The sequence below is a fragment of the Actinoplanes sp. NBC_00393 genome, from assembly GCF_036053395.1.
Lineage (GTDB): Bacteria > Actinomycetota > Actinomycetes > Mycobacteriales > Micromonosporaceae > Actinoplanes.
Genome location: NZ_CP107942.1, coordinates 8,900,381 through 8,917,700, shown reverse-complemented (window position 1 = coordinate 8,917,700; position 17,320 = coordinate 8,900,381). Strand labels below are relative to the sequence as shown.

16 protein-coding genes are annotated in these 17,320 nt (G+C 69.6%); 4 read left to right on the top strand and 12 right to left on the bottom strand.

The window, feature by feature from the left end:
* The first annotated feature begins 78 nt into the window (after positions 1–78).
* A complete protein-coding gene (locus OHA21_RS41295; protein WP_442874990.1) occupies positions 79–966 on the top strand; it encodes a coiled-coil domain-containing protein in 888 nt (295 codons plus the stop codon).
* 49 nt (positions 967–1,015) lie between these two features.
* On the opposite strand, the gene OHA21_RS41290 is transcribed toward OHA21_RS41295, so the two are convergent.
* The 5 genes from OHA21_RS41290 to OHA21_RS41270 form a co-directional block, all read right to left on the bottom strand.
* The gene (locus tag OHA21_RS41290; protein WP_328464619.1) at positions 1,016–3,379 is read right to left on the bottom strand and encodes a glycoside hydrolase family 65 protein; all 2,364 of its coding nucleotides are present in this window, start codon (positions 3,377–3,379) and stop codon (positions 1,016–1,018) included.
* Between the two features lie 37 nt (positions 3,380–3,416).
* Positions 3,417–4,157: a beta-phosphoglucomutase family hydrolase gene (locus OHA21_RS41285; protein WP_328464617.1), complete on the bottom strand. Its 741-nt coding sequence runs from the start codon at positions 4,155–4,157 to the stop codon at positions 3,417–3,419.
* Between the two features lie 91 nt (positions 4,158–4,248).
* Positions 4,249–4,731: an ATP-binding protein gene (locus OHA21_RS41280; protein WP_328464615.1), complete on the bottom strand. Its 483-nt coding sequence runs from the start codon at positions 4,729–4,731 to the stop codon at positions 4,249–4,251.
* A gap of 81 nt (positions 4,732–4,812) precedes the next feature.
* Positions 4,813–6,114, bottom strand: a complete 1,302-nt coding sequence (locus tag OHA21_RS41275; protein WP_328464613.1) for an ABC transporter ATP-binding protein — start codon at positions 6,112–6,114, stop codon at positions 4,813–4,815.
* A 578-nt stretch (positions 6,115–6,692) separates the two neighbouring features.
* Entirely contained in the window at positions 6,693–8,540 is a 1,848-nt protein-coding gene (locus OHA21_RS41270) for a DUF5941 domain-containing protein (RefSeq protein ID WP_328464611.1), read from the bottom strand.
* Positions 8,541–8,743: 203 nt separating this feature from the next.
* Here OHA21_RS41270 and OHA21_RS41265 point away from each other — a divergent pair, with 203 nt between their 5' ends.
* Positions 8,744–8,956, top strand: a complete 213-nt coding sequence (locus OHA21_RS41265; RefSeq protein ID WP_328464609.1) for a PspC domain-containing protein — start codon at positions 8,744–8,746, stop codon at positions 8,954–8,956.
* A 4-nt stretch (positions 8,957–8,960) separates the two neighbouring features.
* Here the strand turns inward: OHA21_RS41265 and OHA21_RS41260 are convergent, their stop codons facing one another.
* Genes OHA21_RS41260 through pdxH form a run of 7 tightly spaced genes read right to left on the bottom strand, consistent with a single transcriptional unit; the run spans position 8,961 to position 14,747 of the window.
* Positions 8,961–9,671, bottom strand: coding sequence for a DUF4230 domain-containing protein (locus OHA21_RS41260; RefSeq protein WP_328464607.1), 711 nt, complete (start codon positions 9,669–9,671; stop codon positions 8,961–8,963).
* Positions 9,672–9,721: 50 nt separating this feature from the next.
* Complete coding sequence (locus tag OHA21_RS41255) at positions 9,722–10,897, bottom strand: acyl-CoA dehydrogenase family protein (RefSeq protein ID WP_328464606.1); 1,176 nt, start codon at positions 10,895–10,897, stop codon at positions 9,722–9,724.
* 24 nt (positions 10,898–10,921) lie between these two features.
* Positions 10,922–11,218: a type II toxin-antitoxin system VapB family antitoxin gene (locus OHA21_RS41250; protein WP_328464605.1), complete on the bottom strand. Its 297-nt coding sequence runs from the start codon at positions 11,216–11,218 to the stop codon at positions 10,922–10,924.
* Positions 11,219–11,277: 59 nt separating this feature from the next.
* Entirely contained in the window at positions 11,278–11,880 is a 603-nt protein-coding gene (locus OHA21_RS41245; RefSeq protein WP_328464604.1) for a nitroreductase family protein, read from the bottom strand.
* On the bottom strand, positions 11,880–12,800 hold the full coding sequence (locus OHA21_RS41240; protein WP_328464603.1) for an aldose 1-epimerase family protein: 921 nt from the start codon (positions 12,798–12,800) through the stop codon (positions 11,880–11,882). Before OHA21_RS41240 ends, OHA21_RS41245 begins: the two co-directional genes overlap by 1 nt.
* Before the next feature lie 10 nt (positions 12,801–12,810).
* Positions 12,811–14,061 (bottom strand): MFS transporter, encoded by a 1,251-nt coding sequence (locus tag OHA21_RS41235; RefSeq protein WP_328478875.1) that lies wholly within the window; start codon positions 14,059–14,061, stop codon positions 12,811–12,813.
* 32 nt (positions 14,062–14,093) lie between these two features.
* The gene (gene pdxH, locus OHA21_RS41230; protein ID WP_328464602.1) at positions 14,094–14,747 is read right to left on the bottom strand and encodes a pyridoxamine 5'-phosphate oxidase; all 654 of its coding nucleotides are present in this window, start codon (positions 14,745–14,747) and stop codon (positions 14,094–14,096) included.
* 191 nt (positions 14,748–14,938) lie between these two features.
* Between pdxH and OHA21_RS41225 the strand changes: the two genes are divergently transcribed.
* Entirely contained in the window at positions 14,939–16,045 is a 1,107-nt protein-coding gene (locus tag OHA21_RS41225) for a citrate synthase 2 (RefSeq protein ID WP_328464600.1), read from the top strand.
* Entirely contained in the window at positions 16,042–17,166 is a 1,125-nt protein-coding gene (gene serC / locus OHA21_RS41220) for a phosphoserine transaminase (protein ID WP_442874989.1), read from the top strand. Before OHA21_RS41225 ends, serC begins: the two co-directional genes overlap by 4 nt.
* The last annotated feature ends 154 nt before the right edge of the window (positions 17,167–17,320 follow it).

Here is a 17,320-nt window from a genome sequence, read left to right as displayed (position 1 = left end):
TTTGTGGCCCCCGCCACATCCGCGGCCGCGGCACCCGGTGGCAGTTCGCCATCTGCCGAGGACGAACCGGACGCGCTGATGTCGGACATGATGGAGTCGACCAACCGTCGCTTCGTCAACGCCAAGGCCGCCGTCAATGCGTCCCGAAAGAACCAGAAGAAGCTGGCGGCCGAGATGAAGGCTGCCGAGGGGCGACGCGACGCCCTGATTCCCGAGGTCAACTCGATCGCCCAGCAGCAATATCAGGTCGGCAACCTCAGCGCCGTCGGCTTCCTGCTGAACGCGAGCACGTCGAACGACTTCATGAGCAAGGCGATCTCCCTCGAGGAGATCAACAAGCTGCACGACAGCAAGCTGCGCGAGCTGAACTCGGCGATCGCCACGGTCACCGAGAGCAAGGCGGCCCTTGACGCCGAGCTCAAGAACGAGCAGCAGCAGCTGACCGCGCTGACGAAGCAGAAGGCGGCCGCCGACAAGCAGATCGACCTGCTCGGCGGTGGCACCGGCATCAACCGGACCATCACCGACGGTCTGGTCGACGCCAAGTCCAAGCCCGCCGAGGCAGCCCCGCGCAACGCCGACGGTGGCTTCTCGGCGGAGGGCTGCACGGAGAAGGACGAGACCACCAGCGGCTGTGTGACCAAGCGCACCCTGCACATGTACAAGGAAGTCCGCAAAGCCGGCTTCAAACGCTTCGTCGGCTGCCACCGCAACGGCGGACCGTTCGAGCACCCCAAGGGCCGGGCCTGCGACTGGTCCCTACAGAAGAGCGGCTTCTCCTCGGCGGACAGCAACGACGAGATGAAGTACGGCAACAACCTGACGGCGTTCCTGGTGCGCAACGCCGACAAGCTCGGCATCTACTACGTGATCTGGTACAAGCAGATCTGGTTCCCGGCAACCGGCTGGCGTGCGTACAGCGGGGTCAGTGACCACACCGACCACGTGCACGTCTCGATGCTCTAGCAGGCATATGAATGGCCCCCGCCCATCGGGCGGGGGCCATTTTCGTCGATCAGTGCACGGCGCGGCGCACCGGCGCCCGGCCGGCCGGCTGCGACGGCGCCGGGCCCACCGGCAGCGGCGGCGGGATCGCCATCGTCACCGGCCGCACCTGGGTCACCTCGAGCTCCTTGCCGTGGTGCAGCAGGGTGAGCCGGGCCTGGCCACCACCGTTGCGCAGCGAGTAGGTGACCTCCTCGGAGGTCACGTTCACCCGCAGCCGCAGGCCGCGCCAGAGCAGCGAGAACTCCAGGTTGTTGATCCGGCTGGGCAGGCGCGGGGCGAAGCTCAGCTGACCGTTGAAGTCACGCATGCCGCCGAGGCCGGCGACGAGCGCGATCCACGACCCGGCCAGTGAGGCCACGTGCACGCCGTCCCGCGCGTTGCGGTGCAGGTCGTGCAGGTCCATCAGGGCGGCCTCGCCCAGGTAGTCGTGGGCCAGCTCCAGATGGCCGGTCTCGGCCGCCAGCACGGCCTGGATACAGGCCGAGAGCGAGGAGTCCCGTACGGTCCGCGCGTCGTAATACGCGAAGTTGCGCGCCTTCTCCTCGGGCGTGAACGCGTCCCCACGGATGTACATCGCCATCACCAGGTCGGCCTGCTTGACCACCTGCTTGCGGTACAGGTCGAAGTACGGGTAGTTCAGCAGCAGCGGGTACCCCTCCGGCTGCGTGCCCTCGAAGTCCCACTCCTGCAGCCGGGTGAAGCCCTCGCACTGCTGATGCACCCCGAGCTCCTTGTCGTACGGGATGTGCACCGCGGCCGCCGCATCCCGCCAGGACGCCGCTTCCTCGTCGTCGACCCCGAACCGGCGGGCCAGATCCGGATGCCGCTTGCAGGCGTCCACCGCGGCCAACAGGTTCTGCTGGGCCATCAGGTTGGTGTAGACGTTGTCGTTCACCACCGCCGTGTACTCGTCCGGCCCGGTGACACCGTCGATGTGGAAGCGCCCGTGCCGGTCGTGGTGCCCCAGCGAGCGCCACAGCCGGGCCGTCTCCACCAGCAGCTCCAAGCCGACCTCACGCTCGAAGTCGTAGTCGCCGGTGGCCTGGACGTACCGGCGGACCGCGTCGGCGATGTCGGCGCCGATGTGGAAGCCCGCCGTGCCCGCCGGCCAGTAGCCGGAGCACTCCTGGCCGCGGATCGTGCGCCACGGGAACGCGGCGCCCTGCAGGCCGAGCGTCTGGGCCCGCTCCCGGGCCAGGTCCAGCGTCGAGTGCCGCCAGCGCAGCACGTCGGCCGCGGCCGAGGGCTGGGTGTACGTCAGGGCGGGCAGAACGAACGTCTCGGCGTCCCAGAACGTGTGTCCGTCGTACCCCGGCCCGGTCAGGCCCTTGGAGCCGATCGGGCGCTTCTCCGCCCGGGCGCCGGCCTGCAGCGTGTGGAACAGCCCGAAACGGACCGCCTGCTGCACCTCGGGGTCGCCCTCGACCTTGACGTCGGAGTGGTCCCAGAAGGCGTCCAGGTAGTCCTGCTGCTGCTGGACCAGGCCCTCCCAGCCGTCCAGGCGGGCGCTGGCCAGGGCCGCGCCGACCTGGTCACGCACTGCGGGCAGCGAGCGCATGCTGGACCATCCGTACGCCGCCAGCTTGACCACCCGCAGCTTCTGCCCGGGCTCGAGCCGGCAGGCGACCGTGGTCCGCAGCCAGTCGGGGTGTCCCTCGGTGGTGATGGCGTGCCGGCCCGGCGTCTCCACGGAATGTTCCATGGCGGCGGCCATCCGCAGGTCGCTGGCCTTGGTGCGGTGCACCAGGATGCCACCGGTGGCCTGCTCCATCATCTCCTCGGCCTGCAGCGGACGGTCCAGGACCGCCGCCACCCGCGGGTCCTTGCTCATCGGCGGCAGCTGCTCGTTCGCCACCAGCTCGGACTGCAGGATCAGCCGCGCCGGTACGTCCAGCGGCTCCACCTCGTACAGGAACGCCACCACGGCGCGCTGGGTGAACGAGACCAGCCGGACGGTACGCACCCGGACGCCCTGGCCCGACGGGGACACCCACTCGACGATCCGCTCCAGCGTGCCGGCCCGCATGTCCAGGCAGCGCTCGTGGGACCGCAGCTCGCCGTAGCGCACGTCGAACGGCTCGTCGTTGACGAGCAGGCGCATCAGCTTCGCGTTGGTGACGTTGACCATGGTCTGGCCGGACTCCGGGAACCCGTACCCGGCCTCGGCGTGCGGCAGCGGCCGCAGCTCGTAGAACGAGTTGAGGTAGCTGCCGGGCAGGCCGTGCGGCTCGCCCTCGTCCAGGTTCCCGCGTATCCCGATGTGGCCGTTCGAGAGTGCGAACACCGACTCGGACTGGGCCAGCAGGTCCAGGTCGAGCCGGGTCTCCCGGATGTGCCAAGGGTCGACGGGGTAGGCCCGTTCACGGATCACGGTCGTGCCTCTCGGTACTGAGAAGAGGAGGTCTTTGTTACTGCAGGAGGAGCTCGGACAGGTCCGTCACCACGATGTCGGCGCCGTGTTCCCGGAGCGCCTCCGCCTGACCGACCCGATCCACCCCGATCACGATGCCGAATCCGCCGGCCCGCCCGGCCGCAACACCGGCCAGAGCGTCCTCGAAAACCGCACAGTTCTCCGGGGCGAGATCGAGCAGCTTAGCCCCATAGAGGAAGGTGTCGGGCGCGGGCTTGCCGGGCAGTCCCAATTCGCGGGCGACCAGGCCGTCCACCCGGGCCTCCAGCAGGTCCGCGATGCCGGCCGCGGTGAGGACGTCCTTGCAGTTCGCGCTCGCCGACACGACGGCACGGCGCAGCCCCGCGGCCTTCACCGCGTTCAGGTAGTCCACCGAGCCGGGGTACACCTGGACCGCGCCTTCCTTGATCTTTTGCAGCACGAGCAGGTTCTTGCGGTTGCCGACGCCGTTGACGGTCTCCCGGTCGGGAGTGTCGTCGGGGTCGCCCTCGGGCAGGGTGATGCCGCGCGAGGCGAGGAAGGTCCGGACGCCGTCGGCACGCTGCCGTCCGTCCACGTACAGGTGGTAGTCGGAGCCGGAGTCGAACGGCACGAAGGGTGTGCCGGTGCGAACGGCCCATGATTCCAGGAACGAATCGAACGTCTGTTTCCACGCGGCATTGTGAACCAGCGCGGTTTGCGTCAACACTCCATCAAGATCGAATAGACAAGCGGTCACCTGGGAAGGAAGTCCGAGCACGCGCCCAATGTAGCCGGACGGAAGAGAGCACGAGACCGGAAGGGCAGCTTCACATTTCCTTGCTGGTTCACCAGCCGTTCAAGCTGGTGTTTCACCGGGAATCCGGCACGACATCCAAAGACATACGCAATCCGATCGAGGTACCGATCGGGCCGGTCGCGGTGGTCACCTCGTCGCACAACTGGTGCGCCAGCCACAATCCACGACCACCGACCTCGTACGCCTCCGGCGCCTGCGGATCGTTCAGAAGGTCACTGGGGATACCGGGGCCGGAGTCGGTCACCACACACCACACCGAACGGTTCTCCCGGCGCAGCCGCAGCCGCCCGGCGCCACCGGCGTGCAACACCACGTTCGTGATCACTTCGTTGACGGCGAGCAGATAGCCGTGCCGGCGGTCGCTGCCGAGACCGAGCGAGACGAGCCGGTCGGCCACCTCGTGGCGCAGAACGGTGATGTCGTCATGGCCGAAAGAGCGGTCGAGCAGCACGCCGTCCCCCGGTGAAGGGGCGGCGTCGACCCTCGACTCCCGTCCCGGAGCCGAGCGAACGCTGTGTCCGATCCTGTCCTCCACCGTCGTGCAGCCTACGCGCTGTGGCCGTCCGGTGGCGGGAGGCATCGGCTATCCCGCCCGGAAGTGGCGCGTGTCGTGAACTCAACGCCAACCGACATCGATGCGATCACCTCGCTCGTCGAAGAAGTGCACGGCGTCCATCTGCACCGAAATCGCCAGCGGATGCCCGGAGGCGACCTGGGGGTACGGCGCCAGCCGCACCGCGAGCTCGGCCGGCTTGCGGGCGTGTCGGCCGGGGTCGTTGAGCACGCTGACCCGCTCCCGGGACCGGTTCGGCAGGTTCGACTCCACCGGCGCCGGCCGGGTCAACCGCTGCAACGCGCCCCCGATCCGCTTGAGCGCGCCGCCGGCCGGCGGCTGATCCTGGATCGGGCCGCTCATCTCGTCCACCACGATCGCGGTGGCCCCGATGTCCAGGAACGCGACGGACTCGTGCCCGTGGTGCTCGAGATAGCGGATCCGCCCCTGGAAGATGTGCCCCGGCGTCTGCGGGGTCACCGGCGTGAGCGCCTCCGCCCGGATCCCGACCACGATGCGCTCGCCGTGATAGCGGGCCACCGCCCGCGCGCGTGGGTCGTTCCAGGGCAGGTAGAGGCTCTGCTCGCCGAAGCTCAGAGCGATGTACTGGTCGAGGTGCACGTAGACGGCGGCCTCGAGCAGATTCATCTTCGGCGAGCCGAGGAAGGCGGCCACATAGAGGGTGGCCGGGCGACGGTAGACGTCGGTGGGAGTGCCGACGTCCTGCAGCACGCCCTTACGCATGATCGCCACGCGGTCGGCCATGGTCAGCGCCTCTGCCTGGTCGTGCGTGACGTACATCGTGGTGACACCGAGCTCGCGGGTCATGCTGGTGATCTCGGCGCGCAGCTCGGCGCGCAGGCCGCTGTCCAGGTTGGAGAGGGGCTCGTCCATCAGGAACAGGCCGGGGCGGCGGACGATGGCCCGGCCCATGGCGACACGCTGCCGCTGACCGCCGGAGAGCTGGCTGGGGCGGCGGCCGAGCACCTCCCCTATCCCGAGCGCGCCGGCGATGGCGCCCACCCGGTCCTGGCGCGGCTCGGGCTCGACGCCGGAGAGCTTGAGCGGGAAGCCGATGTTCTCCGCGACGGTCATGTGCGGATAGAGCGCAAAATCCTGAAAGACCATCGCGATACTGCGGTCGCGCGGGGGCAGCTCAAGAACCGGTTCGCCGTTCAGCAGGATCTCGCCCTCGCTGGGATCCTCGAGCCCGGCGATCATGCGGAGCACGGTCGACTTTCCGCAGCCCGAGGGGCCGAGCAGGACCATGAACTCCCCGTCCTGCACCTCCAGGCTGAGGTTGTCTACGGCGTAGGTGCCATCTGGCCAGATCTTGGTGACGTCCTTGAGTGCGACGGTGGACACCGTCAACCTCCCCGATCGAGTGTGATCCCGATCCCACGACGGTCGGCGATCGGATACTGACTCTGCGAGTGGGTTCGATGCTTCGCCATCGGGCGAAAGTGCCATTCGCACATAGTGATCAATCGATTACGGAGATCTGAACTTCAGGAGATCAACTGTGCACGTTCACAGCAAGAACAGACTTGCCAGAAATGTCGTATTCCCAGCTCCCGCTGCCCCTCAGCGCCGTTTCGCCCGCAAACAACCTTGAGCGCCAGCCCACCCCACCCGGCTGACCGCCACGGTCGCTTCCCGAGCCGCAAAGCAGCACTCAGCGACAGCCGAACAACCGGGCTGACCGCCACGGTCGTATCCCGCGCCGCGAAACAGCACTGAGCGACAGCCGAACAACCGGGCTGACCGCCACGGTCGTATCCCGCGCCGCGAAGCAGCACTGAGCGACAGCCGAACATTCGGGCTGACCACCACGGTCGTATCTCGCGCCGGGAAGCAGCACTGGGTGACAGCCGGGATGCAGCGGCTGACCGCCAGCGCCCTCTCACGCGCCGCGAGACGGCGCTGAGCGACAGCCGGAGGGCTCAGCGGCTCGCGCGCCAGTCGGAGACAGCAACCACGGCGAACGCGGCGCCCACCAGAGCGGCCAGCACAGCCGTGCCCGCGGTGGCGTACCCGATCAATGCGGCCAGGACCAAAAGCAACACCCGGCCGTCCCAGCCCAGCCTGGCCCCACCGGCGCTGGTCGCCGGCGCGCCCTTCTCCATCCGGGCGGTCAGGTCGTAATGCCGCAGAGCCAGCATGAACAGCAGCAGGAAGACCACCGGCGGCGGCACCGACCCGTATTGCCCGACGGCGACCACGACCAGGTATTCGGCGGCCCGCAGCGCGGCCGGAACCAGCCAGTCCAGCGCACCACCGTGGCGGAGCCGGGCCGGGAACCCGCAGATCAGCACCGGCACGGCCACCACCGCGAGCAGCCACGGGTATCGGGACGGCTCACCGGCGAGCATCACCCCCACGGTGACCAGCGCGTACACCGTAAACAGCGCGGCGAACGGCAGCGGCCACCCGGCGCCGACCCGGCTCAGCACGGTCCGCACCAGCGGGCCGTCGTCGCGGTGCCGCATGGTGTCGACGGTGTTCAGCACGCCGACCCGCATGGAGAGCGCCCGCAGCGACCGCAGCGCCAGCGTGTATGCCGCCGCCAGCAGACCGAACCCGACCACGGCCGCGAGGGTCGTCCGCCCGTTGGTGATCGCGGCCAGCACGGCGATCAGCGCCCAGCGTTCACCGATCGGGAAGACCACGATCCGCTTCAGCCAGTAGATCAGCGAGCCGCGCTGGCTCTGCGCCTTGACCGAGGCGGCGGTGAGCCGGGCGCCGACCCCGCCCGCGGGTTGCGCCCCCGGGTGGGCGGCGGCCTCGTCGTGCAGCGCGCCGTACCAGGTGTCGGTCATGTGCCGGACGGTCTGCAGGAGGATCGCGGTGATCGCGAGCGGCCACGCGTACGGCAGCCCGATGCGTTCCGCTCCGGCGGCCAGACCGGCGTAGACCGCGTACTCCTTGGCCCGGTCGGCCATGGTGTCCAGCCATCCGCCGAAGGCGTCGAAGCGGCGGGTGTACCGGGCCAACTGCCCGTCCACGCAGTCCAGCACGAAGCCGAGGTAGAGCAGCACCCCGCCGGCGATCATCGCGATTCGGGACGCCTGCCAGAACAGCAGCGCGGCGCCGACCGCGAACAGCACCGACAGCCCGGTCACCCCGGTGGGCGTCAGACCGAGCCGGGCGGCCGCCTTGGTCACCCGGGGAGACCAGGTGCTCACGGCGTACGTCGTGAAGAAGTCGTCCTGTTCCTTGACCGCGAGCCGCAGGCGCGCCTTGTCCTCGTCCACCGCAGCGACCGCGGCCTGGGCGGCGATGAGCTCGGCCTCGGTGCTCACCTGCTCCGCGTGCAGCAACCGGGTCCGGGTGGCGATCGGAACCAGGCCGTCCGCCAGTAGGGCGGGCAGCAGTTCCGGCCGGTCGGCGACCTTCTCCAGCAGCGGCAGGTCTGCCGGGGCGATGCACATCGCGCCGAGGAACCGGACGGTGCCGGCGCCTGCCGGGGCGGGAACCACCCGGCCGCGATCTTCTTTCAGATCGCCGTCGGGATCAGAGGCGACCAGTACGGTGCTGCGGCCGGCCGGTTCGGTGGCCAGCATCCACAGCAGGCTGCCGTGGGCGACCAGGTTGTCCGGGCAGATCAGCAACGGCTCGTTCGCGTCGCGGGCCTGCCGGGCCAGCTCGCGCAACCGGGCTGCCACGTCGTTCCGCGCTGCGACACGGTCGATCGACGAGGCGCCGGCGTCGCGCAGAGCGACGGTCAGATCGTCAGTGAGGCGCTCCGAGGCGGCCGTGTGGCCCGGGGCGTAGAGGAAGGCAAGGGTCACCGTTCAGCTCCTCGTCAACGCCCGGGCGTTGACACCCGGCCCGAAATCCGGTCCAGGTTAACAGCGGGCATCCAGCGGGTACGGGTCACCCGTACGGGAAACCGGTCGCCGGTCTCCACCTGTGGACCGAGGGCCGCCCCCGCTCCCGTACCTACCGTCGAAGTGGCCGTGGCAGAGCGCCACCGGCCGCCCCCGAGGAGTGAATGAACGTGGCTCGCACGCTCAAGACCCGCACCCTTACCCGCCCGCGTCACAACCGCATGATCGCCGGTGTCTGCGCCGGCCTGGCCCGCCGGTTCGGCATGTCGGCCGGCATGGTCCGGCTGCTCTTCGTGCTCTCCTGCTTCCTCCCGGGCCCGCAGTTCGTCGCCTACCTGATCCTGTGGGCCCTGCTCCCGAACGAGGACACCTACTGACGGATCACGGGTTGGCGAACGTCACCGTGACGGTCGTGTAGCCGAGGCGGGCGAAGAGGCTCTCCAGCATCCGCTGGGTGTTCTCCTTCGCCCGCTCATCCAACCCGCTGGCCCGGGCGGCCTCGGTGATCCGCTCCTGGGCCAGCTGATAGACCCGCTGCTGCTTGTTGGGCTCCTCGCCGAACGCGTCGCCGATCCGGTCGAACAGCCCTCGCTCCTCGGCCACGACATAGCTCTTGGTCATGTCGAGCGCGGCGGTGGACTGCTGCGGCGGCGGCAGGGTCAGCTCGATCGACTGCTTCGCCTCGTCGATCTTGAGAGCGTCGCCGGCCAGCTCGCTGAAATCGACATAAACCTCGACGGTGCCGGAGCCGACGAACAGCGTCCGCCGGTTGACCAGGAAGTCGGGGATGTTCTCCTTGTCCTGCTGCAGGTCGACGATGACCTGGAAGGTGCCGTCCGCCGCGACGTAGCGATGCAGGTCGCGCATGGACTGGAGCAGCACGGGCTGGCTGCGGTCGACAGTGCGGTCCTCGAACGGGTTGTCGAACGAGGGCAGCACATTGATCGCGCGCAGCCCGAAGCAGGCGAGGACGATCAGCGCGAAGACGAACCCGACGAAGATCAGCAGCCGGGCGAAACCGCTCGGCCGCCGCTCCTCCGGAACAGCGGGGTACTCCCGGGTGGGCTCGTCGACATCCGGTGAGGTTGCCATGACTCAACGGTAGGCAGGGGGTACGACAATTCGCATCCGGTGAGCCAGACTCAGCGTGCGAAAGCGTTCAATCCAGTCAATTTCTGGCCTATCGACAGCTGGTGGATCTCCGACGTCCCCTCGTACGTCAGCACGCTCTCCAGATTGGCCGCGTGCCGCATCACCGGGTACTCGTGCAGGATCCCGTTCCCGCCCAGGATCGACCGGCACTCCCGAGCGATCTTGATGGCTTCCCGTACGTTGTTCAGCTTCCCGATACTGACCTGCTCCGGCCGCAGCGGCTTGTCCCCCGCGTCCCGCAACCGCCCGAGGTGTAGCGCAAGCAGGAAGCCTTTCTGCAGCTCCAGCGCCATGTCGGCCAATTTCGCCTGGGTGAGCTGGAAGCCCGCGATCGGCCGACCGAACTGCTCCCGGCGCCCCGCATAGTCGAGCGCCGTGTCCAGGCAGTCCCGGGCCGCCCCGAGCACCCCCCAGATGATGCTGAGCCGCGCCTCGGTCAGGCAGGAGAGCGGCGCCATCAGACTGCGCACCCCGGGCAGCCGGGCACTTTCCGGCAGCCGGACGCCGTCCAGGACGATCTCGCCGGTGCTGGACGCCCGCAGCGACATCTTGTGGTCGATCTCCCGCACCCCGAACCCCGCCGTGTCGGTCGGCACGGCGAACCCGGTCACCCCTTTCTCCGCCTTCGCCCAGATCACCGCCACGTCGGCGATCGGAGCGTTGAGGATCCAGGTCTTGACCCCGTCGAGCACCCAGTCGTCACCGTCGCGGCGGGCCCGGGTGGACATCCCGGTCGGATCCGAGCCGTGCTCCGGCTCCGCCAGGCCGAAGCAGCCGAGCAGCCGGCCGGCGGCCATCCCCGGCAGCCACCGTTCCCTCTGCTCCTCGGAGCCGTAGCGCCAGATGGCGTACATCACCAAGGAACCCTGCACGGAGACCAGCGAGCGGATGCCGGAATCCGCAGCCTCCAACTCCATGCAGGCGAGGCCGAGACTCACCGAGGATGAGCCGGCGCATCCGTACCCCTTGAGGTGCATTCCCAGCAGTCCGGCCCGGCCGAATTCGACGGCCAGGTGGCGGACCGGGGCGTCCCCGTTCTCGTACCACTCGGCCACGTCCGGACGTACATGATCGTCGGCCACTCGGCGGGCTGTCGCCCGCGCATCGCGCTCGTCGTCGGTCAGGAGTTCGTCAAGATCCAGCAGGTCAAGCGGTCGGGCTCCCATCAACTAAAGCTAATGGGTGTGCTCTCAGTCCTCCACGATCAATACACGGGCGTGGATCTGATTGCGCTGTTGCAGGGCCGCGCGCAGCGCCCGGTGCAGTCCGTCCTCGAGGTACAGCGCGCCCTGATACTCGACCACGTGCGGGAAGAGATCGCCGTAGAACGTGGAGTCCTCGGCGAGGAGCTTGTCGAGCGCCAGCTCCCGTTTCGTGGTGATCAGATCGGCGAGCCGGATCGGGCGCGGCGGAATCTCCGCCCACGCCTTCAGCGTCGTGTGGTGATCGGGGTACGGGGCTCCGTCCCGGACCGCTTTGAAAATCACGGCGGCTGCCCCTTTCCGTGAGAAACGTTCCCGCGCCTGTCAGCGTAGCCGCGAGCCGGTCAAGCCCATCGGCCATAATGCACCACGTCGGCCACCGGACGGTGCCCTCGACGTAGTGACGGAGACCTCTTGTCGGCGCCCCGGTAGCCGACCGTGAGAGCACCGATCGGGGTGAACTCGTCCGGCACACCGAAGGCACTCATGAAGTCACCCACGGTGGCGGCCGGCAAACCGATGAAGCACGATCCGAGACCCTCGTTCACCGCGGTGAGATGCATGAGCAGCGCGGCGAACCCGGCGTCGATGTCCCAGTACGGCACCGGCCAGCGCGCCTCGTCCCGATCCGTCCAGCCCTTGTCGGACTCGGCGTACCGGTCCAGGTAGACCGATTTGTTGGAGAACGCCACGATGACCAGCGGCGCGGTGCTCATCCGCTGCAGCCAGCCGCCGGCCGCGCCCTCCCCGGACGCGGTGACCGCCCAGAACCGCTCCCGGTCCTCCGGCGCGGTGAGCACCAGGAAACTCCAGCCCTGGGAGAAGCCGGCCGACGGCGCGCGCAGCCCGTGCTGGACGATCTTGTCGACCAGTTCCGGCGGCAGCGGGCGGTCCGGGTCGTAACCGCGCACCATCCGCCGCCGGCGGATCACCTCGTCGAACTCCATCAGGCGCGGACGCCCCAGGAGGTCGTCCAGGTCTGGCCGGGCTCGAGCACGACCAGGTCCCGCCCGGTACGGAACGCGTCCGGCGGGCACGTCATCGGCTCGACGGCGACGGACCGCCGGTGCCGCTCGCCGTGCAGGGTGTCACCGGTGAAGACCTGCCAGTACCGGAACTTCTCGTCGGCCCAGACCACGATCCGCCGGTCCGAGCCCGAGTCGGCCAACGTGACCGTGGTGATCCCGTCGCCGTCGAACTCGATGTCGCCGAACGTGACGTCCAGCACCGCGGCGCCGATCCGGCGCGGCTCGGCGTAGTCGAACTCGGAGCCGGTGACCTTGACCGCGCCGATCGGCAGCAGCCGGTTGTCGGCCAGGATGCGGCTCTTGGCCGGCACCTGCAGCACCGTGTCGTCCACAGTCACGCCGGGCAGCCGCAGGTACGGGTGTACCGAATACCCCCAGGGCGCGTTCGCCTCGGACGTGTTGACGACCTCCTGCACGCACTTGAGCCCGTCGGCCGAGACCGACCAGCGGGTACGCAGCAGCAGCGACCACGGGTAGCCGACCTGCGCGGGCAGTTCGTACTCCAGCGTCACCGCGTCGGCGGCCTGCTCGGCGAGCCGCCACCGGGACCAGTTGACCAGGCCGTGGATGGCGTTGTGCCGGGCCGGCTCGGTGAGCGCCAGCTGGTACTCCACGCCCTCGAAGACGTAGCGGCCGTCGCGGATCCGGTTGGGCCAGGGCGCGAGGATCTGGCCGGCCGAGCCCGGGGCGATCTCATCGGTGTCGAAGCCGTCCAGCAGCTCGACGCCGTCGACGGAATACGCCCGCAGCGTGCCACCGACCTCGGTCAGGACGGCGCGGTGGCCGTCTGCCTCGATCGACCACTGGACGCCGGACTTCGCGGCTGACTCTGCGCTCATACCCGCGACACTATCGGTCCTCGGATCCGTCCCGATCGGGCCGGTATCGGATCAGCGCCGGGGAAGCCGCAGCGAGCAGCACGGCCAGGCCCGCCGCCGCGAACCCGCCGCCGGCCCAGGAGGCGGTCACGCTGGTCAGGTCGGCGGTCGCGCCGGCCCGCAGGTCACCCAGCCGGGGACCACCGGCCACCACCACGGTGAAGACGCCCTGCAGTCGTCCGCGCAGCCGGTCCGGCGCGAAGGTCTGCATGATCGATTGCCGGTAGACGGCGCTCACCAGGTCCGCGGCGCCGGCGACCGCGAGCAGCAGCACCATCAGCCAGAGCGAGTTCGCCAGGCCGGAGAAGCCGATCGCGACTCCCCACGCGACCACCGCCACCACCAGCGCCAGCCCCTGCCGGCCGACCCGGCCGATCCAGCCCGAGGTGAGCCCGCCGAGCACCGAGCCGATCGCGATGGCGCTGTACAGCCAGCCCACCGCGGCGCCACCGCCGAACTGTTCCTCGGCCACCGCCGGGAACAGCGCCCGGGGCATCGCGAACACCATGGCGATCAGGTCGATCGCGAAGGAGAGCAGCAGTACCGGCTGGGTGACCAGGTACTTCAGGCCGACGGCGATGCCACGCAGACCGGCCGTCGGCTTCTCCTCGCCCGCCACGTGCTCGATCGGCGGGATCGCCGGCAGCCGCCAGGTGGCCCAGAAGGTGACCGTGAAGAGCAGCGCGTCCAGGGCATAGGCCACCACCACACCGGCGCCGGTCGACCAGATCCCCATGATCAGGCCGGCCGCAAGCGGGCCGAGCACTCCGCCGGCCGTAGTGGTCGTGTAGTTCAGCGTGTTGGCGGCCGGCACCAGGGCCGCCGGGACGATCCGCGGGATGATCGCCTGCCGGGCCGGCGAGCTGATCGCGAACCCGGCCGACTGCACCGCGGTGAGAAGCAACAGCAGGTGGCCGCTACGCACCCCGAGCAGCGCCTGCGCCAGCAGGGCGCAGGTGGTCAGCCAGGTGAGCACCGAACTGGCCAGCAGCAGCCGGCGCCGGTCCACCACATCGGCGACCGCGCCGCCCCACAGGCCGAAGATCAGCAACGGGACGAGCCCGGCCACCCCCAGCAGGCCCACCCAGGTGGGCGAGTCCGTGATGGCGAACATCTGCACCGGTACGGCCACCGCGGTGAACTGGAACCCGAAGTACGAAGCCCCGTTGCCGATCCAGGTGCGCCGGAACGTCGGCACCCGCAGCGGGCGGGTGTCGATCATCCAGGATTTCGGCTCCTTCTCCACCTCCTGGCTCAAGGAGCCAGCCTTTCCACAACCCAACCCGCATCGGTACGCCGGAAGCGCAACCGATCGTGCAGCCGGCTGCTCCGCCCCTGCCAGAACTCGACCGTCTCCGGAACCACCCGGAATCCGCCCCAATGGGGTGGCGCGGGGACCGGTCCGTCAGCGAACCGATCGGCCACCTCCTCCCAGCCGGCCTCCACCGCCTCCCGGCCGGGCAGCACCCGCGACTGCGGACTCGCCCAGGCGCCGAGTTGCGAACCGCGCGGCCGCGAAGCGAAATACTCCTCGGTCTCGGCCCGGGTGACCCGCTCCACCGCGCCGGCCACGATCACCTGACGCTGCATCGGGAACCAGGGGAAGACCAGACTCGCGTACGGGTTCGCGGCCAGCTCGACACCCTTGCGCGACTCATAGTTCGTGAAAAAGACGAAACCGTCCGCGTCGTACCCCTTGAGAAGAACCGTGCGAGCCGACGGTCGCGCCTGCCCGTCCGCCGTGGCCACGATCATCGCGTTGGGTTCCGGCAGGCCGAAGGCCGCCGCGTCGGCGAACCAGGCGGCGAACTGCCCGGCCCAGTCCGCGGCCAGCCCGTCCTCCAGCAACGGCGCCCAGCTCGTGTAGTCCCGGCGCATTTCGGCGGGCGACGGTGCCTCGGCAGTCATGCGCGCTCCAGTTCTCGAGTCGGATGCCACAGTTCTCGATTCGGATGCAACGACGTTAAGTCGCCCCGCCCGAAGAGTCAGGTGAACCAGGATGGGTGTCATTGAGAGCACAATCGCCACGGGTCGACCGCGCGGTTACCCGGCGGGCAAGATGAATCACCCACCGCAAACCCGCTTCCTCAGGGAGTGCCGTGTCCGACTTCAAGCCGGGCCTCGAAGGCGTCGTCGCTTTCGAGACCGAGATCGCCGAGCCCGATCGGGACGGTGGCGCGCTGCGGTACCGCGGCGTCGACATCGAGGACCTGATCGGCCAGGTCTCCTTCGGCGATGTCTGGGGCCTGCTGGTCGACGGCAAGTTCGGTCCCGGGCTGCCGCCGGCCGAGCCGTTCCCGGTGCCGGTCCACTCCGGTGACATCCGGGTGGACGTGCAGTCGGCGGTCGCGATGCTGGCGCCCTACTGGGGGCTGTCCCAGATGCTCGACATCACCGACGAGCAGGCCCGCTCCGACCTGGCCCGGGTCTCGGTGACCGCGCTCTCCTTCGTGGCCCAGGCGGCCCGCGGTCTGGGTCTGCCGGCCGTCCCTCAGAAGGACATCGACAAGGCCGAGACCATCGTGGAGCGGTTCATGCGCCGCTGGCGGGGCGAGCCGGACCCGCGCCACGTGAAAGCCGTCGACGCGTATTTCATCTCGGCCGCCGAGCACGGGCTGAACGCGTCCACCTTCACCGCCCGGATCGTGGCCTCCACCGGGGCGGACACCGCGGCCTGCGTCTCCTCCGGGATCGGCGCGCTCTCCGGTCCCCTGCACGGCGGAGCGCCCACCCGGGTGCTGCACATGATCGAGGCTGTGGAGCGCAGCGGCGACGCCACGTCGTACGTGAAGGATGTCCTGGACCGCGGTGAGCGGCTGATGGGCTTCGGCCACCGGGTCTACCGGGCCGAGGACCCCCGGGCCCGGGTGCTGCGCCGGATCGCCAAGGACCTCGGCGCCCCGCGCTACGAGGTGGCCGCCGCCCTGGAGACGGCCGCGCTGACCGAGCTCCGCGAGCGCCGGCCGGACCAGGACCTGTGGACCAACGTCGACTTCTGGGCCGCCGTGGTGCTCGACTTCGCCGAGGTCCCGGCACACATGTTCACCTCGATGTTCACCTGCGCCCGGGTGGCCGGGTGGAGCGCGCACATCCTGGAGCAGAAACGGTTCGGCCGGATCCTGCGACCCAGCCTCCACTATGTGGGACCGGCGCCCCGCAAGCCGCAGGAGGTCGAGGGCTGGAGTCACCTCGCGCATAATGTGTGACCGTGGCTGACTTGAGGATCCCCGACACGATCAAGCCCGTCGACGGCCGGTTCGGCTCCGGGCCGAGCAAGGTCCGGCCAGAGGGTGTCGAGGCGCTCTCCGCCGTCTCCCGGACCTTCATGGGCACCTCCCACCGGCAGAAGACGGTGAAGGAGCAGGTCGCCCGCCTGCGCCGGGGTCTCGCCGAGTTCTTCTCCGCGCCGGACGGCTACGAGGTGGTCCTGTCCAACGGCGGCACCAGCGCGTTCTGGGAGGTCGCCGCGTTCGGCCTGGTCCGGCAGAAGGCTCAGTTCGCCGAGTTCGGCGAGTTCGGCGCCAAGTTCGTCAAGGCCGTCGCCGACGCGCCGTTCCTCGACCAGCCCACCGTGCACCGGGCGCCGGGCGGGCAGGCCGCGTTCCTGACCGCCGAGGCGGGCGTCGACGTGTACGCCAGCGTGCAGAACGAGACCTCCACCGGCGTCGCCGTCCCGGTCCGCCGCGTCGAGGGCGCCGACCCCGGCGCACTCCTGCTCACCGATGCCACCTCGGGCGGCGGCAGCCTCGACGTCGACCTGCGCGAGACCGACGTCTACTACCTGGCCCCGCAGAAGGCGCTCGGCTCCGACGGCGGCATCTGGCTGGCCCTGATGTCCCCCGCCGCGATCGACCGGGCCTTCGAGATCAAGTCGAGCGGCCGGTACATCCCGCAGTTCCTGGACCTGGTCACCGCCATCGAGCAGTCCCGGCTGGAGCAGACGTACAACACGCCCGCCCTGGCCACCGTCTTCCTCGCCGCCGAACAGGTCGACTGGATGAACGCGCAGGGCGGCCTCTCCTGGGCCGTCAAGCGCAGCGCCGAGAGCGCCGCCGCCGTCTACGGCTGGGCCGACCGCTCCTCATACGCCGAGCCTTTCGTGACGGACCCCGCACTCCGCTCCGCCGCCGTCGCCACCATCGACTTCGCCGACCACATCGACGCGGCCGCCATCGCCAAGATCCTGCGCGCCAACGACATCGTGGACACCGAGCCGTACCGCAAGCTGGGCCGCAACCAGCTGCGCATCGCCCTCTACCCCACCGTCGACCCCTCCGACGTGACCGCCCTCACCGCCTGCATCGACTACGTCGCAGAGCGCCTCTAACCACCCACTTCCCCGGCCGGCCACCAGTCGGCCGGCCACTCCACTCGGCCAGCCACTCCGCTCGGCCCGGCCTTCTTCACTGGCCAACCACTCCGGCCCGGCCTTCTCCACTGGCCAACCACTCCGGCCCGGCCTTCTCCACTGGCCAACCACT

What these genes read in the sequence shown, in the direction of transcription:
- OHA21_RS41260 (WP_328464607.1), bottom strand. Translation starts at nt 9,671, where the DNA reads ATGGCAACCTCACCGGATGTCGACGAGCCCACCCGGGAGTACCCCGCT.
- OHA21_RS41245 (WP_328464604.1), bottom strand. Translation starts at nt 11,880, where the DNA reads ATGGAGTTCGACGAGGTGATCCGCCGGCGGCGGATGGTGCGCGGTTAC.
- OHA21_RS41265 (WP_328464609.1), top strand. Translation starts at nt 8,744, where the DNA reads ATGAACGTGGCTCGCACGCTCAAGACCCGCACCCTTACCCGCCCGCGT.
- OHA21_RS41235 (WP_328478875.1), bottom strand. Translation starts at nt 14,061, where the DNA reads ATGATCGACACCCGCCCGCTGCGGGTGCCGACGTTCCGGCGCACCTGG.
- OHA21_RS41240 (WP_328464603.1), bottom strand. Translation starts at nt 12,800, where the DNA reads ATGAGCGCAGAGTCAGCCGCGAAGTCCGGCGTCCAGTGGTCGATCGAG.
- OHA21_RS41295 (WP_442874990.1), top strand. Translation starts at nt 79, where the DNA reads ATGTCGGACATGATGGAGTCGACCAACCGTCGCTTCGTCAACGCCAAG.
- OHA21_RS41255 (WP_328464606.1), bottom strand. Translation starts at nt 10,897, where the DNA reads ATGGGAGCCCGACCGCTTGACCTGCTGGATCTTGACGAACTCCTGACC.
- pdxH (WP_328464602.1), bottom strand. Translation starts at nt 14,747, where the DNA reads ATGACTGCCGAGGCACCGTCGCCCGCCGAAATGCGCCGGGACTACACG.